The organism is Acidovorax sp. GW823-FHT02H02 (assembly GCF_058797075.1).
Map to the genome: position 1 here is coordinate 154,523 of NZ_JBXAJH010000005.1, position 13,790 is coordinate 168,312.

General features: G+C 68.3%; 13 protein-coding genes. 10 read left to right on the forward strand and 3 right to left on the reverse strand.

Going from position 1 to position 13,790, the window contains the following annotated elements:
* Window positions 1–9: 9 nt before the first annotated feature.
* From hutU to AC1RDS_RS07660, 9 genes are all read left to right on the forward strand, one after another.
* Complete coding sequence (gene hutU / locus AC1RDS_RS07620) at window positions 10–1,722, forward strand: urocanate hydratase (RefSeq protein ID WP_348682812.1); 1,713 nt, start codon at window positions 10–12, stop codon at window positions 1,720–1,722.
* A gap of 11 nt (window positions 1,723–1,733) precedes the next feature.
* On the forward strand, window positions 1,734–2,327 hold the full coding sequence (locus tag AC1RDS_RS07625) for a HutD/Ves family protein (protein WP_348682813.1): 594 nt from the start codon (window positions 1,734–1,736) through the stop codon (window positions 2,325–2,327).
* Between the two features lie 89 nt (window positions 2,328–2,416).
* The gene (gene hutI / locus AC1RDS_RS07630; RefSeq protein WP_431603986.1) at window positions 2,417–3,694 is read left to right on the forward strand and encodes an imidazolonepropionase; all 1,278 of its coding nucleotides are present in this window, start codon (window positions 2,417–2,419) and stop codon (window positions 3,692–3,694) included.
* Complete coding sequence (locus tag AC1RDS_RS07635; RefSeq protein ID WP_287876687.1) at window positions 3,684–5,090, forward strand: formimidoylglutamate deiminase; 1,407 nt, start codon at window positions 3,684–3,686, stop codon at window positions 5,088–5,090. Before hutI ends, AC1RDS_RS07635 begins: the two co-directional genes overlap by 11 nt.
* A 43-nt stretch (window positions 5,091–5,133) precedes the next feature.
* The gene (gene hutG / locus AC1RDS_RS07640; RefSeq protein ID WP_348682814.1) at window positions 5,134–5,946 is read left to right on the forward strand and encodes an N-formylglutamate deformylase; all 813 of its coding nucleotides are present in this window, start codon (window positions 5,134–5,136) and stop codon (window positions 5,944–5,946) included.
* Window positions 5,947–6,003: 57 nt separating this feature from the next.
* Window positions 6,004–7,068: a homocysteine S-methyltransferase family protein gene (locus AC1RDS_RS07645; RefSeq protein ID WP_348682815.1), complete on the forward strand. Its 1,065-nt coding sequence runs from the start codon at window positions 6,004–6,006 to the stop codon at window positions 7,066–7,068.
* Window positions 7,069–7,135: 67 nt separating this feature from the next.
* A complete protein-coding gene (locus tag AC1RDS_RS07650) occupies window positions 7,136–8,422 on the forward strand; it encodes an AAA family ATPase (protein ID WP_348682816.1) in 1,287 nt (428 codons plus the stop codon).
* Window positions 8,415–8,990, forward strand: coding sequence for a hypothetical protein (locus tag AC1RDS_RS07655; protein WP_348682817.1), 576 nt, complete (start codon window positions 8,415–8,417; stop codon window positions 8,988–8,990). Before AC1RDS_RS07650 ends, AC1RDS_RS07655 begins: the two co-directional genes overlap by 8 nt.
* Entirely contained in the window at window positions 8,983–9,660 is a 678-nt protein-coding gene (locus tag AC1RDS_RS07660) for an RNA ligase family protein (protein WP_026434856.1), read from the forward strand. Before AC1RDS_RS07655 ends, AC1RDS_RS07660 begins: the two co-directional genes overlap by 8 nt.
* A 28-nt stretch (window positions 9,661–9,688) precedes the next feature.
* Here AC1RDS_RS07660 and AC1RDS_RS07665 read toward each other — a convergent pair whose 3' ends face one another.
* Window positions 9,689–10,999, reverse strand: coding sequence for a CaiB/BaiF CoA transferase family protein (locus AC1RDS_RS07665; protein ID WP_348682818.1), 1,311 nt, complete (start codon window positions 10,997–10,999; stop codon window positions 9,689–9,691).
* A gap of 169 nt (window positions 11,000–11,168) precedes the next feature.
* On the opposite strand from AC1RDS_RS07665, the gene AC1RDS_RS07670 reads away from it, so the two are divergent.
* Window positions 11,169–12,083, forward strand: a complete 915-nt coding sequence (locus AC1RDS_RS07670; protein WP_287876681.1) for a LysR substrate-binding domain-containing protein — start codon at window positions 11,169–11,171, stop codon at window positions 12,081–12,083.
* A gap of 76 nt (window positions 12,084–12,159) precedes the next feature.
* On the opposite strand, the gene AC1RDS_RS07675 is transcribed toward AC1RDS_RS07670, so the two are convergent.
* Window positions 12,160–12,630: a PaaI family thioesterase gene (locus AC1RDS_RS07675; protein WP_431603983.1), complete on the reverse strand. Its 471-nt coding sequence runs from the start codon at window positions 12,628–12,630 to the stop codon at window positions 12,160–12,162.
* A complete protein-coding gene (locus AC1RDS_RS07680; RefSeq protein ID WP_026434860.1) occupies window positions 12,627–13,784 on the reverse strand; it encodes an acyl-CoA dehydrogenase family protein in 1,158 nt (385 codons plus the stop codon). The genes AC1RDS_RS07675 and AC1RDS_RS07680 overlap by 4 nt, the downstream gene beginning before the upstream one ends.
* Window positions 13,785–13,790: the final 6 nt, after the last annotated feature.

Below are 13,790 nucleotides of genomic sequence, written 5' to 3' on the forward strand. Positions count from 1 at the left end.
GAGCTCGCCATGAACGCCCCCGAAAAATTTGTGTCCACCGACCCCCGCTTTGATGCCAGCCGTGTCATCCGCGCGCCGCGCGGCACCCAGCTGCATTGCAAGAATTGGCTGACCGAAGCGGCCTATCGCATGATCCAGAACAACCTGGACGCCGAAGTGGCGGAAGATCCCCAGAACCTGGTCGTCTACGGCGGCATTGGCCGCGCCGCCCGCAACTGGGAATGCTTCGACCAGATCCTGGCCTCGCTCAAGGACCTGAACAGCGACGAAACCCTGCTGGTGCAGTCGGGCAAGCCGGTGGGCGTTTTCAAGACGCATGAAAACGCGCCGCGCGTGCTGATTGCCAACTCCAACCTGGTGCCCAAGTGGGCCAACTGGGAACACTTCAACGAACTCGACCGCAAGGGCCTGTTCATGTACGGCCAGATGACGGCCGGCAGCTGGATCTACATCGGCAGCCAGGGCATCGTGCAGGGCACGTTCGAGACCTTTGTCGAGGCCGGCCGCCAGCACTACAACAACAGCCTGGCAGGCAAGTGGATTCTCACCGCCGGTCTGGGCGGCATGGGGGGGGCGCAGCCGCTGGCCGCCACGCTGGCTGGCGCCTGCTCGCTCAACATCGAGTGCCAGCAGTCCAGCATCGACTTCCGCCTGCGCACCCGCTATGTGGACAAGCAGGCCCGCGACATCGACCACGCGCTCGAACTCATCGCGCAGCACACGGCGGCCAAGGAGGCCATTTCCATCGCGCTGCTGGGCAATGCGGCCGACATCGTTCCCGAGCTGGTGCGCCGCGCCAGGGCGGGCGCCATCCGCCCCGATCTGGTGACCGACCAGACCTCCGCGCACGATCTCATCAACGGTTACCTGCCCTCGGGCTGGAGCGTGGCGCAGTGGAAGGCCGCGCAAAAAGATCCCGCGCAGCACGCCGCGCTGACCGAGGCCGCGGCCAAATCCTGCGCCGTGCACGTGCAGGCCATGCTGGACTTCCAGGCCATGGGCATCCCGACGGTGGACTACGGCAACAACATCCGCCAGGTGGCCTTTGACCAGGGCGTGGCGAATGCCTTCGACTTTCCCGGTTTCGTGCCCGCCTACATCCGCCCGCTGTTCTGCGAAGGCAAGGGGCCGTTCCGCTGGGTGGCGCTCTCGGGCGATCCGGAAGATATCTACAAGACCGACGCCAAGCTCAAGGAACTGTTCCCCAACGACAAGCCGCTGCACCGCTGGCTCGACATGGCGCGTGAGCGCATCGCTTTCCAGGGCCTGCCAGCGCGCATCTGCTGGCTGGGCCTGGGCGAACGCGACAAGGCCGGCCTGGCCTTCAACGAAATGGTGAAAAACGGGGAGCTGAAGGCCCCCATCGTCATCGGCCGCGACCACCTCGACACCGGCTCGGTCGCCAGCCCCAACCGCGAGACGGAAGCCATGAAGGACGGCACCGACGCCGTGAGCGACTGGCCGCTGCTCAACGCCCTGCTCAATACGGCGGGGGGCGCCACCTGGGTCAGCCTGCACCACGGCGGCGGCGTGGGCATGGGCTATTCGCAGCACTCGGGTATGGTCATCGTGGCCGACGGCACGGATGCTGCGAGGGAGCGGCTGGCGCGCGTGCTGGTCAACGACTGCGGCAGCGGCGTCATGCGCCATGCCGACGCGGGCTACGAACTGGCCGTGCAGACAGCCAGAAAGCAGGGGCTGAAGCTGCCGATGGTCAAGTGACAACGCAGGCCATGCAGCGTTTTGACCTGGCCACCACGCCCTGCACACCGTGGAAGAACGGCGGCGGCGCCACACGCGAACTGGCCTGCTGGCCACCCGGCGCCGACATGGAGCATTTCGACTGGCGGGTCAGCGTGGCCACGATTGCGCAGAGCGGCCCGTTCTCGCGCTTTCCCGGGGTGGACCGGGTCATCACCTTGCTGACGGGCGATGGCGTGCACCTGCGCCAGCCAGACGCCGGCATCGACCACCGTCTGGACCAGCCGCTGCAGCCCTTTGCCTTTGCGGGCGAGGGCGGCATGGACTGCGATCTGCTGGGCGGCACGTCGCAGGACTTCAACCTGATGACGCGCCGGGGCCGCTGGCAGGGCGCGGTGCAGGTGCTGAGAAGCCCTGCGGTTCTGCCGGCCCGACCTGCCGGTCTGCTGTTGGCGGTGCAGGGCCGCTGGGCCATGGCGCCCCTGGCGGCAAGCAGCGGGCAGGCCGTGGTGCTGGCGCCGGATGCGGGTCTGTGGTGGGCGGACGAGGGCCGCGGCTGGAGTGCCGAGCCCGAGTCCAGCGCCGGCGACAGTGTGCTGTTGCAGGTGTTGCTGGTGCCCGTCTGAATCGCTGATCAATACAATAAAAATGCTTCTATAGCTTATCCATAAAGCGTTAGAAGCTATCAAAATCATAGTTTTTCGGAGTGTGCATGATGTCTCCCACTTCTTCCGCCGATGGCGTGTGGCGCAACCTGCGCCTGGTGCCCGGGCTCGCCGTGCCCGATGTGGCTTTGCCGGCGGGGGAACTTGCCGCCGTCGTGGTGCAAGGCGGCATGCTGCGCTGGGTTGGCCCCACGGGCGCCGTGCCCGCCGCCCATGCCGCGCTGCCGCAGCGCGATGGCGGCGGCGCGCTTGCCACGCCGGGCCTGGTGGACTGCCACACGCACCTGGTCTATGGCGGCCAGCGTGCGAATGAATTTGCCATGCGGCTGGCCGGCGCCAGCTACGAAGAGATCGCCCAGGCGGGCGGCGGCATTGTCTCCAGCGTGAACGCCACGCGCACGGCGAGTGAAGACACCTTGTATGCCCTGGCCGCCCCACGCCTGCAGGCGCTGCTCGATGAAGGCGTGTGCGCCATCGAGATCAAGTCCGGCTACGGCCTGGCGCTGGAGCACGAGCGCAAGCAGTTGCGCGTGGCCCGCCGCCTGGGCGAAACCTTCGGCGTGACGGTGCGCACCACCTTCCTGGGCGCGCATGCGCTGCCACCCGAATACGCGGGCCGCAGCCAGGACTACATCGATCTGGTGTGCCAGGAAATGCTGCCCGCGCTGGCAGCCGAAGGCTTGGTCGATGCGGTCGATGTGTTCTGCGAGCGCATCGCCTTCACGCTGGCCGAGACCGAGCAGGTCTTTCGCGCGGCGCAGCAACTCGGTCTCCCCGTCAAGCTGCACGCCGAGCAGATCTCGAACATGGGCGGCTCGGCGCTGGCCGCGCGCTATGGCGCCTTGTCGTGCGACCACATCGAGCATTTGTCGCAGGCCGGTATCGACGCCATGCAGGCCGCTGGCACCGTGGCGGTGCTGCTGCCTGGCGCCTACTACACGCTGCGCGACACGCAGCTGCCGCCCATTGCGCGACTTCGCGCAGCGGGCGTGCCCATGGCTGTCTCCACCGACCACAACCCCGGCACATCGCCTGCGCTCAGTCTGCTGCTCATGGCCAACATGGCCTGCACGCTGTTCCGCCTGACGGTGCCCGAGGCGCTGGCGGGCATCACCACCCACGCCGCGCGTGCGCTGGGCCTGCAGGACTCGCTCGGCCTCATCGCCGCAGGCCGGCCTGCCAATTTCGTGCTGTGGCCCGTGGCTGAAGCGGCTGAACTGGCCTACTGGTTTGGTCACAAGCCCGCGGCCACCATCGTGCGCCAGGGCCGCGTGGCGAACGATGGCATGGGAATCTGCGCCGCACAAGGAGCCCGCCATGGCGCTTGATCACGAATTGACAGGCCGCAGCCTCTTCGCGGCCCACGCCTTGCTGCCCACCGGATGGGCGCGCAACGTGCTCGTGCAATGGAACGGGGACGGGCGCATCATGGGCGTGGCGGCCGACGCGGTGGCGCCAGCGGGGGTGCCCGTGGCGAAAGGGCCGCTGCTGCCCGGCATGCCCAACCTGCATTCGCATGCCTTCCAGCGCGCTTTTGCGGGCTTGACCGAATACCGTGCAGAAAGCCAGGACAGCTTCTGGAGCTGGCGCAACCTGATGTACCGCTTTGCCGCACGCATCACGCCGGAATCGCTGGAAGCCATCGCCACCTGGCTGTATGTGGAGATGCTGGAGGCGGGCTACACGGCAGTGTGCGAGTTCCACTATGTGCACCACGACCAGGGTGGCATGCCCTACGCCGACGACGCCACGCTGTCACTGGCGCTGCTGCGCGCCGCGCGCAATGCGGGCATGGGCATCACCTTGCTGCCGGTGCTCTACCAGACCAGCGGGTTTGGCGGCAGGCCGCCCCGCCAGGACCAGGCCCGGTTCATTCGCAGCACGGACAATATGCTCTCATTGCTAGAGCGTCTGGCGCCCGCCACGCAGGCGCAAAACGCCGCTCTGGGCCTGGCGCCGCATTCCCTGCGCGCCGTGCCCCCCGACAGCCTGGCGGCTGCCGTGCGGGGCCTCACCGCCCTGAATCCGCAGGCTCCCATCCACATTCACATAGCGGAGCAGACGCAGGAGGTGGAGGATTGCATCGCCTGGAGTGGCCAGCGCCCCGTGCAATGGCTGCTTCAGCACGCCCCCGTGGATGCGCGCTGGTGCCTGGTGCATGCCACGCACATGACGCCTGCCGAATACGCGGACGCTGCCCGCAGCGGCGCCGTGGCCGGCATCTGCCCCACCACCGAGGCCAACCTGGGTGACGGCATCTTCGACATGCCGCTGTGGCTGCAGCACGGTGGCCGCTGGGGTGTGGGCTCGGACAGCCACGCCTGCGTGAATGCGGCCGAAGAATTGCTGATGCTCGAATACAGCCAGCGCCTGCAACGCCACCAGCGCAACGTGCTGGCCAGCACCGCACAGGCCGAGGTGGCTGCCGCCATGACCTTGCAGGCCGTGCAGGGAGGGGCGCAGGCCGCCGGGCGCGCCATCGCCGGCCTGGCGGTGGGCCAGCAGGCCGACATGGTGGTGCTCGATGCGCGCCATGTGGCGCTGTGCGACCTGCCGCCGCACAGCATGCTCTCGGCCCATGTGTTTGGCAGCCACCGCACCTCGGCCATCGACAGCCTGTGGGTGGCGGGCGTGTGCCGCGTATCCCAAGGCCGCCATGCGCTGCACGAGACGGCCGCGCAGGCCTTTGTGGCTGCGCGCTCTGCCACCATTGCGCCGGATTGATGCAGGCAGCCCAACCCACTTCCACCCCTTGACGGAATCCGCCATGACCGACACCACCCACCCGCCATTCGTCTTTCACCAGGGCACACAGCCGCTGCTCATCTCCATGCCCCATGCCGGCACCTATGTGCCGCCCGCCCTGGCCGCCCGCTTCACCGACGAGGCCCGCCAGGTGCCCGACACCGACTGGCACATGGACCGCCTGTATGCGTTTGCCCGCGACATGGGGGCATCGATCCTGGTGGCCACCCATTCGCGCTACGTGGTGGACCTGAACCGCCCGCCCGACGGGGCAAGCCTGTACCCGGGCCAGAGCGTGACGGGGCTGTGCCCCATCGACACCTTCGACGACACCCCCATCTATGCCCAGGGGGATGTGCCGGGGCCGGCGGAGATCGCGGCGCGCCGCGATGCCGTCTGGGCACCCTACCACGCGCAGTTGCGCGCCGAACTCGACCGCATCCGTGCCCGGCACGGTGTGGCCATGCTGTGGGATGCGCACTCGATCCGCTCGGTGCTGCCGCGCTTCTTCGAGGGCAAGTTGCCGGACCTGAACCTGGGCACCGCCAACGGCGCAAGCTGCGACACCGCACTGGCGCAGGAGCTCCTGGCCATCGCCAAGGCCGCCACGGGGTACACCGCCGTGCTCAATGGCCGATTCCAGGGCGGATACATCACGCGCCACTACGGCCAGCCGGGGCAGGGGGTGCATGCCGTCCAGCTGGAAATGACCCAATGCAGCTACATGCAGGAGGCGTTGCCGTTTGACTACCTGCCCGCGCTGGCCGAGCAGGTGCAGCCGCACCTGCGGCGCATGCTGGAGGCGGTGCTGGGATTTGCGCGCAAGGCGGCGTGAGACCGGGCCACTACCCGGCCGGGCGAGCGTGCAGGGCGTCTTTCCTACAATGGCCCCATGCAAGCCCTTCACTACACCCGCGCCGCTGAGCTCCCCGACATCCTCGCCCAACGCATCGTCATCCTCGACGGTGCCATGGGCACCATGATCCAGCGTTTCAGGCTGGGCGAGGCGCAGTATCGGGGCGAGGGCTACACGGGCCCCGATGGTGCGGGCGAGCGCTTCAAGGACTTTCCGCGCGACGTGAAGGGCAACAACGAACTGCTGTCGCTCACGCGGCCCGACGTGATCCGCGACATCCACGAGCGGTATCTTGCCGCCGGGGCCGACCTGATCGAGACCAACACTTTTGGTGCAACCACCATAGCGCAGGAGGACTACAAGATGGCCCACCTGGCGCGCGAGATGAACCTGCGCTCGGCCCAGCTGGCCCGCGCGGCCTGCGACAAGTATTCGACACCCGACAAGCCGCGCTTCGTGGTCGGCGCCCTGGGCCCCACGCCCAAGACGGCCAGCATCAGCCCCGATGTGAACGACCCCGGCGCGCGCAACGTCGATTTCGAGCAGCTGCGTGCCGCCTACTACGAACAGGTCGAGGCCCTGGTCGAGGGCGGCGCCGACGTGCTGCTGGTCGAGACGATTTTTGACACCCTCAATGCCAAGGCCGCACTGTTCGCCATCGACGAGTATTTCGAGAAGAGCGGCGAGCGCCTGCCCCTGATCATCAGCGGCACCGTCACCGATGCCTCGGGCCGCATCCTGTCGGGCCAGACCGTGACGGCCTTCTGGCACAGCGTGCGCCATGCGCGCCCGCTGGCCATCGGCCTCAACTGCGCCCTGGGCGCCACGCTGATGCGCCCCTATATCCAGGAGCTGAACCGCGTGGCCGAGGACACCTTCATCAGCTGCTACCCCAACGCCGGCCTGCCCAACCCCATGAGCGACACCGGTTTTGACGAGACGCCCGAGATCACCAGCCGGCTGGTGCACGAGTTTGCAGCCGAAGGGCTGGTGAATATCGTGGGCGGCTGCTGCGGCACCACGCCCGACCACATTGGTGCCATTGCCCAGGCGGTGGCGCCGGTGAAGACGCGGCAACTTTTCTACCGAGAGCCCGCCTGAGTGGCGGGGCGTGGGTGGCCCGCCCGCAGCCCGCCACCGACCGCGCCTGGGGCGGCGAACGACGCACATGATCAAGCACCTGCAGCTCAAGAACCTCAAGGCCTGGCGCGACAGTGGCAGCGTGCGGCTGGCGCCGGTCACCATGCTGCTGGGCAGCAACTCGTCGGGCAAGTCCACCCTGCTGCAAAGCCTGCTGCTGCTCAAGCAGACCGCCGCCGCGCCCGATCGCACGCTGCACCTGAACCTGGGCGGCGACGAAGCCAACGATCTGGTCAGCCTGGGCGACTTCGATGCCGTGCTGGCGCATGGCGCTGCACCGCGCCAGTTCGAGATCGTGCTGGAATTCGAGCGCCCCGAGGGCGAGCGGGTGCGCCACGGCCGCTTCGCCTGCAGCTACGGCCAAACGGCCAGCGGCGCCGTGGTGGTGCAGGCGCTGTCGCTGTCCACCGTGGCGCGGCAGTTCCGGGCCGTGCGCCGCGAGCGCGGCGCCTATGCGGTGTGGGTGGATGACGAGTCCCGGCCACGTGGCAAGGGACCGCAGCTGGCGCCCGAGCGCTCGATGGCGTTCTCGGCCGAAGCCATTGCCCTGCTGGGCCCCGATGGCGCCCATCTGCAGGACCTGAGCCTGGCCCTGCGCCGCGAGCTGGAAGCCATCGTCTACCTGGGCCCGCTGCGCCAGCGTCCGCCGCGCGATCAGGCCTGGAGCAAGGCGGCGGTGGGTTCCGTGGGCGCAGACGGCCAGCGTGCCATCGATGCCCTGCTGGCCGATGCCCTGCACCCCGGCGCAGGCCAGGGCACGGTGCTGCGCAGCGTGTCCGGCTGGCTGCAGCGCATGGGCCTGGCCGACCGCATCGAGGTGCGCCAGCTGGGGCGGTCCAGCCGCTACGAGCTGCTGGTGCACAAGGACGGCGTGGCCGCCAACCTGCGCGATGTCGGTGTGGGCGTGGCCCAGGTGCTGCCCGTGCTGACGGTGGCCTATTGCGTGCCGCCGGGCAGCACGGTGCTGCTCGAAGAGCCCGAGATCCACGTGCACCCGCTGGCCCAGGCGGTACTGGCCGAGCTGTTTGCTGAAGTCAGCCAGCAGCGCCAGGTGCAGTTTCTGGTGGAAACGCATTCCGAGCACCTGTTTCGCCGCATGCAGACGCTGCTGGCACGCCGCCAGACCACCACCGTCCACTGCCAGATGCTGTTCGTGGAGCGGCAGGGCGCCAACGCCGTGCTGGTGCCGCTGGAAGTGGATGAATTCGGCACGGTGCGCAACTGGCCGCCACGTTTTTTTGGCGACGCCATGGGCGAGGCGCGCGAGCAGGCGCGTGCCCGGGCGCAGCGCATGCGGGAAGCGGCCGGTGGCTGAGGCTTGCGGCCCGCAGACCCTGCCCGCCTCGCGGCTGGTGGACACCAATGTGCTCATCGTGGCCAGCGCGGCCGATGCGGGTTCACCTTTTCGTGCCGAGGGGACGCCGGTGGACGACGCCGCGCTGCGCCAGCGCGTGTTCGACTGGCTGGAGGCCTTCGAGGCCGACCCCACGCGCCACGCCGTGCTCGATGCCGGCTGGCAGGTGTGCGGCGAATACGGGCACAAGCTCTCCGAGCAGGACTATGGCTGGCTGGTGATGATGCACAAGATCGACCACAACGAGGTGGTGTGGGTGGATCTGCAGCCCGATGCCGATGGCAATGCCGTGCTGCCCCCCGCGCTGGCCAGCGCCGTGACCGACCTGGCCGACCGCAAGATGGTGGCCGCGGCACTGGCCGCGCTCGCGCTGGGCAGCGCCTGCCAGCTCACCAATGCCAGCGATACCGACTGGCTCGACTGCCAGAAGGCACTGCGGACGGTGGGCCTGGAGGTCGAGAATTTGTTGCACGACTGGCTGGTGGCGCGTTGGCACACCAAGCATGGAGAAAAGGCACGATATGACTGATTTCTTCCGATTTCCCCACACCCCGCACATCGCGTGGCTGGCCACCGGCGCGCCGCGCGATGACAAGGTGCTTTCGCCCGACGAGGCGCACGAGCTGCTGGCCGGCGAGGTGGTGCTGGAAGAAAAGCTCGACGGTGCCAACCTGGGCTTTTCGGTGTCGCCCGACGGCGTGCTGCGCGCGCAGAACCGTGGCCAGTATCTGCCGCAGCCCTTCCATGGGCAATTTGCCCGGCTGGGCCCCTGGCTGGCTGCGCACGAAGACAAGCTGTTCGACGCGCTGGGCACCGACCTGGTGGCGTTTGGCGAATGGTGCGCCGCCCGCCACTCGCTCGACTACGCCACGCTGCCTGACTGGTGGCTGCTGTTCGACGTGTACGACCGCAGCACCGGCCGGTTCTGGAGCACCACGCGGCGCAACGAATGGGCGGCCCGCATGGGTTTCATGACGGTACCGCGTCTGTACGCCGGGCCGGTGGACCTCGACCAGCTGCGCGAACGGGTGCACGCAACGCACAGCCAGTTCCGCCAGGGCAACCTCGAAGGCATCGTGATCCGGCGCGAAAACGCCGACTGGCTGGAGCAGCGCGCCAAGCTGGTGCGCGCCGATTTCACCCAGACCATCGAAGAGCACTGGCGCAGCCGTGCGCTGGAGTGGAACCGGGTCGAGTGATGCCGCAGCCCTGCCGCTGGGGTGGCTCTTAGACCACGCCCTTGGCGCGCAGGGCGGCCATGCGCTGGGCGTCCACGCCCAGGCGTTCGCGCAATACCTGTTCGGTGTGCTGGCCCAGGGCCGGTGGTGCATGGCGCAGGGTGGGCGGTGTGTCGGACAGGCGCATCGGGCTGGCTGTGGTCACCACGCGGTTGACGTGCTCGCCCGCTGGTGGCTGGGCGCCGGGGTAGCGCTCCTGCTCCACGCGCAGGCCCCGGAATTGCACCTGGGGGTCGTCAAAGGCCTGGCCGATGTGGTTGATGGGGCCGCAGGGCACGGCCTTGTCTTCCAGCAGGCGCACCCATTCGGCCATGGGCCGCGTGCGCGTGAGTGCGCTCATCATGGGGATGAGGGTGTCGCGGTGCTTGACGCGGCCGGCGTTGGTGGTGAAGCGCGCATCCTGCGCCCAGTCCACGCCGGCGGCGGCGCAAAAGCGTGCGAACTGCCCGTCGTTGCCGATGGCCAGCAGCACGTTGCCGTCCTGCGTGGGGAAATCCTGGTAGGGCACGACGCTGGGGTGGGTGTTGCCCTGGCGCTGGGGCACGCTGCCGGAGTTGAGGTAGCCCGTGCCCTGGTTGGCCAGGATGGCCATGGCCACGTCCAGCAGGGCCATGTCGATGTGCTGGCCGCGGCCCGTGTGGTGGCGCGCTTCCAGGGCGCTGAGGATGGCGCTGGTGGCGTACATGCCGGTGAACAGGTCGATCACGGCCACCCCCACGCGCAGCGGGCCACCGCCGGGCTCGGCGTCGGCGTGGCCGGTGATGCTCATGAGCCCGCTCATGGCCTGCACCAGCATGTCGTAGCCCGCGCGCGATGCATAGGGACCGGTCTGGCCAAAGCCCGTGACCGAGCAGTAGATCAGGCGCGGGTTCAGCGCCGACAGGCTGGCGTAGTCCAGGCCGTAGCGCGCCAGGCCGCCGGTCTTGAAGTTTTCCACCAGCACGTCGCTCTGGCAGGCCAGTTCGCGGATGAGCTCCTGGCCCTCGGGGGTGGCCATGTCCACGGTGACCGAGCGCTTGTTGCGGTTGCAGGCGGCGAAGTAGCAGGCGTTGTCGGTGGGGGCTCCGGCCGCGTCGGCAAAAAAGGGCGGGCCCCAGTGGCGCGTGTCGTCGCCCTCGCCGGGCTTTTCGATCTTGATCACGTCGGCGCCCATGTCGGCCAGGTTCTGGGTGCACCAGGGACCGGCAAGCACGCGCGAGAGGTCGAGTACGCGCAGGTGGCCCAGGGCCCCCACGCGTTGCGCCGCCGCACTGTGCGGGGCAGGGGAGGCAGGGGTGGTGGCGGAGGGGGTGGTGGCCATGGCGTCTTTCGGTGGTGCCTGTAGTGTGGCCTGCACCTGGCAGGCAAGGTTGCCATCCTAGAGCGGTGGCGCGCGCGGCGGCTTTGCTTTTGCTGAAGGCGGCGTTTGTGTCTGTGCAGGGCTGGGCCGACGTACCGGGGTGCGGCACCCGTCTCTCTACAATGCGCGCATGGCCATGCATTTCGATCTTGTAGACCTGCGCCTGATGGTGCACATCGCCGACGCCAACAGCATGACGCGCGGCGCGGAACTCTCTTTCATCTCCCTGCCCGCGGCCAGTACGCGCATCAAGAACCTGGAAGAAAGCATCGGCACCAAGCTGCTGTACCGCACCAGCCAGGGCGTGACGCTGACCCCGCCGGGCCAGGCCTTCGTGACCCATGCGCGCATGGTGCTGGGCCAGATCGAGCACCTGCGCGGCGACATGCAGGAGTACGTGCGCGGCATCAAGGGCCATGTGCGCGTGTTTGCCAACACCACCTCGCTGGGCGAGTTCCTGCCGCCCGTGCTGCGCCACTACCTGCGCCGCAATCCGGACGTGAACATCGACCTGCGCGAGCGCCTGTCGCACGACATCGTGCGCGCAGTGACCGAGGGGCAGACCGACATCGGCATCGTTGCCGGGCTGGTGCGCACCGAGAACCTGGAAACCCTGCCCTACCGCTGCGACCGGCTGGTGCTGGTGGTGCCCAAGGGCCATGCGCTGGACGGCGAGATGCAGATCGACTTTGCCGACACGCTGGATATGGACTATGTGGGGCTGCACGAATCCAGTGCCATCCACGCCTTCTTGCGCCAGGCCAGCGACCAGCTGCACCGCCCGATCAAGCTGCGCATCCAGGTCAGCAACTTCGAGACAGCGTGCCGCATGATCGAGGCCGGCGTGGGTGTGGGCGTGCTGCCCGAGTCGGCCGCCAGCCGCCACGCGCACAGCATGGACATCGCCATCGTGCCGCTGTCGGACGCCTGGTCGGTGCGCGAGATGCAGATCTGCGTGCGCAGCCTGGAGGCCCTGCCCAGCTTTGCCCAGGAGCTGGTGGAGCTGCTGGTGGCCGACGCGCAGGGGCGGCTGGAACTGAAATGATGCGATTGAAGAAATAGCTGCTGGCACTTGCTGCACAAGCGCCAGCGCCAGCGCCAGCGCCACTTTTACTCGAAACTCACTCGATGGACTTCCAGGTCACCGGCGCCAGCCAGTACTTGAAGGTGCCGCTGGCCGTGGCCACCACCTGGCCCTGTTCGTCGATCAGCTGGCCCGCGCAGCTGCACAGGCTGCGCGTGGCATGCACCACCCACCCTTCGGCCAGCAGCGGGCCGCGGGCCGGGCGGTGAAAGCGGCTGGACATCTCCACCGTCACGGCAGTCTGCGAAGGTGCGCCCGGCAGCTCGCCGGCGGCGCGCGACATGACCGAATCCAGCAAGGTCATGACCACACCGCCATGCGCGGCCGGCAGCTGGTTGAGCAGCTCCTCGCGCAGGTGCGGCAGCCTCACATGCACCTTGCCCGGCGGCGCAGGCACCTGCGCAGCACCGATCAGGCGCATGAAGGCGCTGCGGTCGGGTGGCGGCGCTGCGTCGCCCTCTGCCTTGTCCGGCACATCGGCGGCTGACTCGCCTGGCGCCTTGTTCATGCGTCGCGTGCCTCGCGCACCATGTTGCGCGCGATGATGATCTGCTGGATCTGCGTTGTGCCCTCGTACAGGCGGAACAGGCGCACGTCGCGGTAAAAGCGCTCGATGCCGTACTCGGCCATGTAGCCCGCACCGCCCAGGATCTGCACCGCGCGGTCGGCCACGCGGCCGCACATCTCGGTGGCGAACATCTTGGCGCACGAGGCCTCGGTGGAGACGTTGTGGCCGTCGTCGCGGCGGCGCGCGGCGTCGATGGTCATGCACTCGGCCGCGTACAGCTCGGCCTGGCTGTCGGCCAGCATGGCCTGCACCAGCTGGAAGTCGCAAATCGCCTGGCCAAACTGCTTGCGCTCCAGCGCGTAGGCCAGCGCATCGCGCAGCATGCGCTTGGCCACGCCCACGGCCACCGCGGCGATGTGGATGCGGCCTTTCTCCAGCACCTTCATGGCGGTCTTGAAGCCGCGGCCCTCCTGCAGGCCGATGAGGTTGGCGGCCGGCACCCTGACGTTGTCGAAGATCACGTCGCAGGTGTGGGCGCCGCGCTGGCCCATCTTCTTGTCGTATTTGCCGAAGCTGATGCCGGGCGTCTTGGCGTCCACGATGAAGGAGGACACGCCGCCCGCGCCCTTGTTGTCGGGGTTGGTGCGCGCCATCAGCGTGAACATGCCGGCGTGCGGCGCGTTGGTGATGTAGCGCTTGGTGCCGTTGACGATGTAGAAGTCGCCGTCCTTGATGGCGGTGGTGCGCAGCGATGCGGCGTCCGAACCCGCCTCGGGCTCGGTCAGCGCAAACGAGGCGATCACCTCGCCGGTGGCCAGCTTGGGCAGCCACTCGGCCTGCTGCTCGGGCGTGCCGTCCATCAGGATGCCCTGCGAACCGATGCCCACCGTGGTGCCGATGATGGAGCGGAAGGCCGGCGCGGTCTGGCACAGCTCCAGCAGCACGCGGCATTCCTCTTCCATGGTCAGCTCCAGTCCGCCGAACTTTTCGGGGATGGTCATGCCGAACAGGCCCAGGTTGCGCATCTCCTGCACGATGGATTCGGGGATCTCGTCGGTCTCGGCCACTTCGTTCTCGGCCGGCACCAGGCGCTCGCGCACAAAGCGGCGCACGCTGTCGAGCAGGGCTTCCAAAATTTCTGGATCGCGGATCATGGTCAG

Excerpts from the sequence above, each read along its gene's own strand:
- hutU (WP_348682812.1), top strand. The coding sequence starts at position 10 with ATGAACGCCCCCGAAAAATTTGTGTCCACCGACCCCCGCTTTGATGCC.
- AC1RDS_RS07625 (WP_348682813.1), top strand. The coding sequence starts at position 1,734 with ATGCAGCGTTTTGACCTGGCCACCACGCCCTGCACACCGTGGAAGAAC.
- hutI (WP_431603986.1), top strand. The coding sequence starts at position 2,417 with ATGTCTCCCACTTCTTCCGCCGATGGCGTGTGGCGCAACCTGCGCCTG.
- AC1RDS_RS07635 (WP_287876687.1), top strand. The coding sequence starts at position 3,684 with ATGGCGCTTGATCACGAATTGACAGGCCGCAGCCTCTTCGCGGCCCAC.
- hutG (WP_348682814.1), top strand. The coding sequence starts at position 5,134 with ATGACCGACACCACCCACCCGCCATTCGTCTTTCACCAGGGCACACAG.
- AC1RDS_RS07645 (WP_348682815.1), top strand. The coding sequence starts at position 6,004 with ATGCAAGCCCTTCACTACACCCGCGCCGCTGAGCTCCCCGACATCCTC.
- AC1RDS_RS07650 (WP_348682816.1), top strand. The coding sequence starts at position 7,136 with ATGATCAAGCACCTGCAGCTCAAGAACCTCAAGGCCTGGCGCGACAGT.
- AC1RDS_RS07660 (WP_026434856.1), top strand. The coding sequence starts at position 8,983 with ATGACTGATTTCTTCCGATTTCCCCACACCCCGCACATCGCGTGGCTG.
- AC1RDS_RS07665 (WP_348682818.1), bottom strand. The coding sequence starts at position 10,999 with ATGGCCACCACCCCCTCCGCCACCACCCCTGCCTCCCCTGCCCCGCAC.
- AC1RDS_RS07670 (WP_287876681.1), top strand. The coding sequence starts at position 11,169 with ATGGCCATGCATTTCGATCTTGTAGACCTGCGCCTGATGGTGCACATC.
- AC1RDS_RS07675 (WP_431603983.1), bottom strand. The coding sequence starts at position 12,630 with ATGAACAAGGCGCCAGGCGAGTCAGCCGCCGATGTGCCGGACAAGGCA.
- AC1RDS_RS07680 (WP_026434860.1), bottom strand. The coding sequence starts at position 13,784 with ATGATCCGCGATCCAGAAATTTTGGAAGCCCTGCTCGACAGCGTGCGC.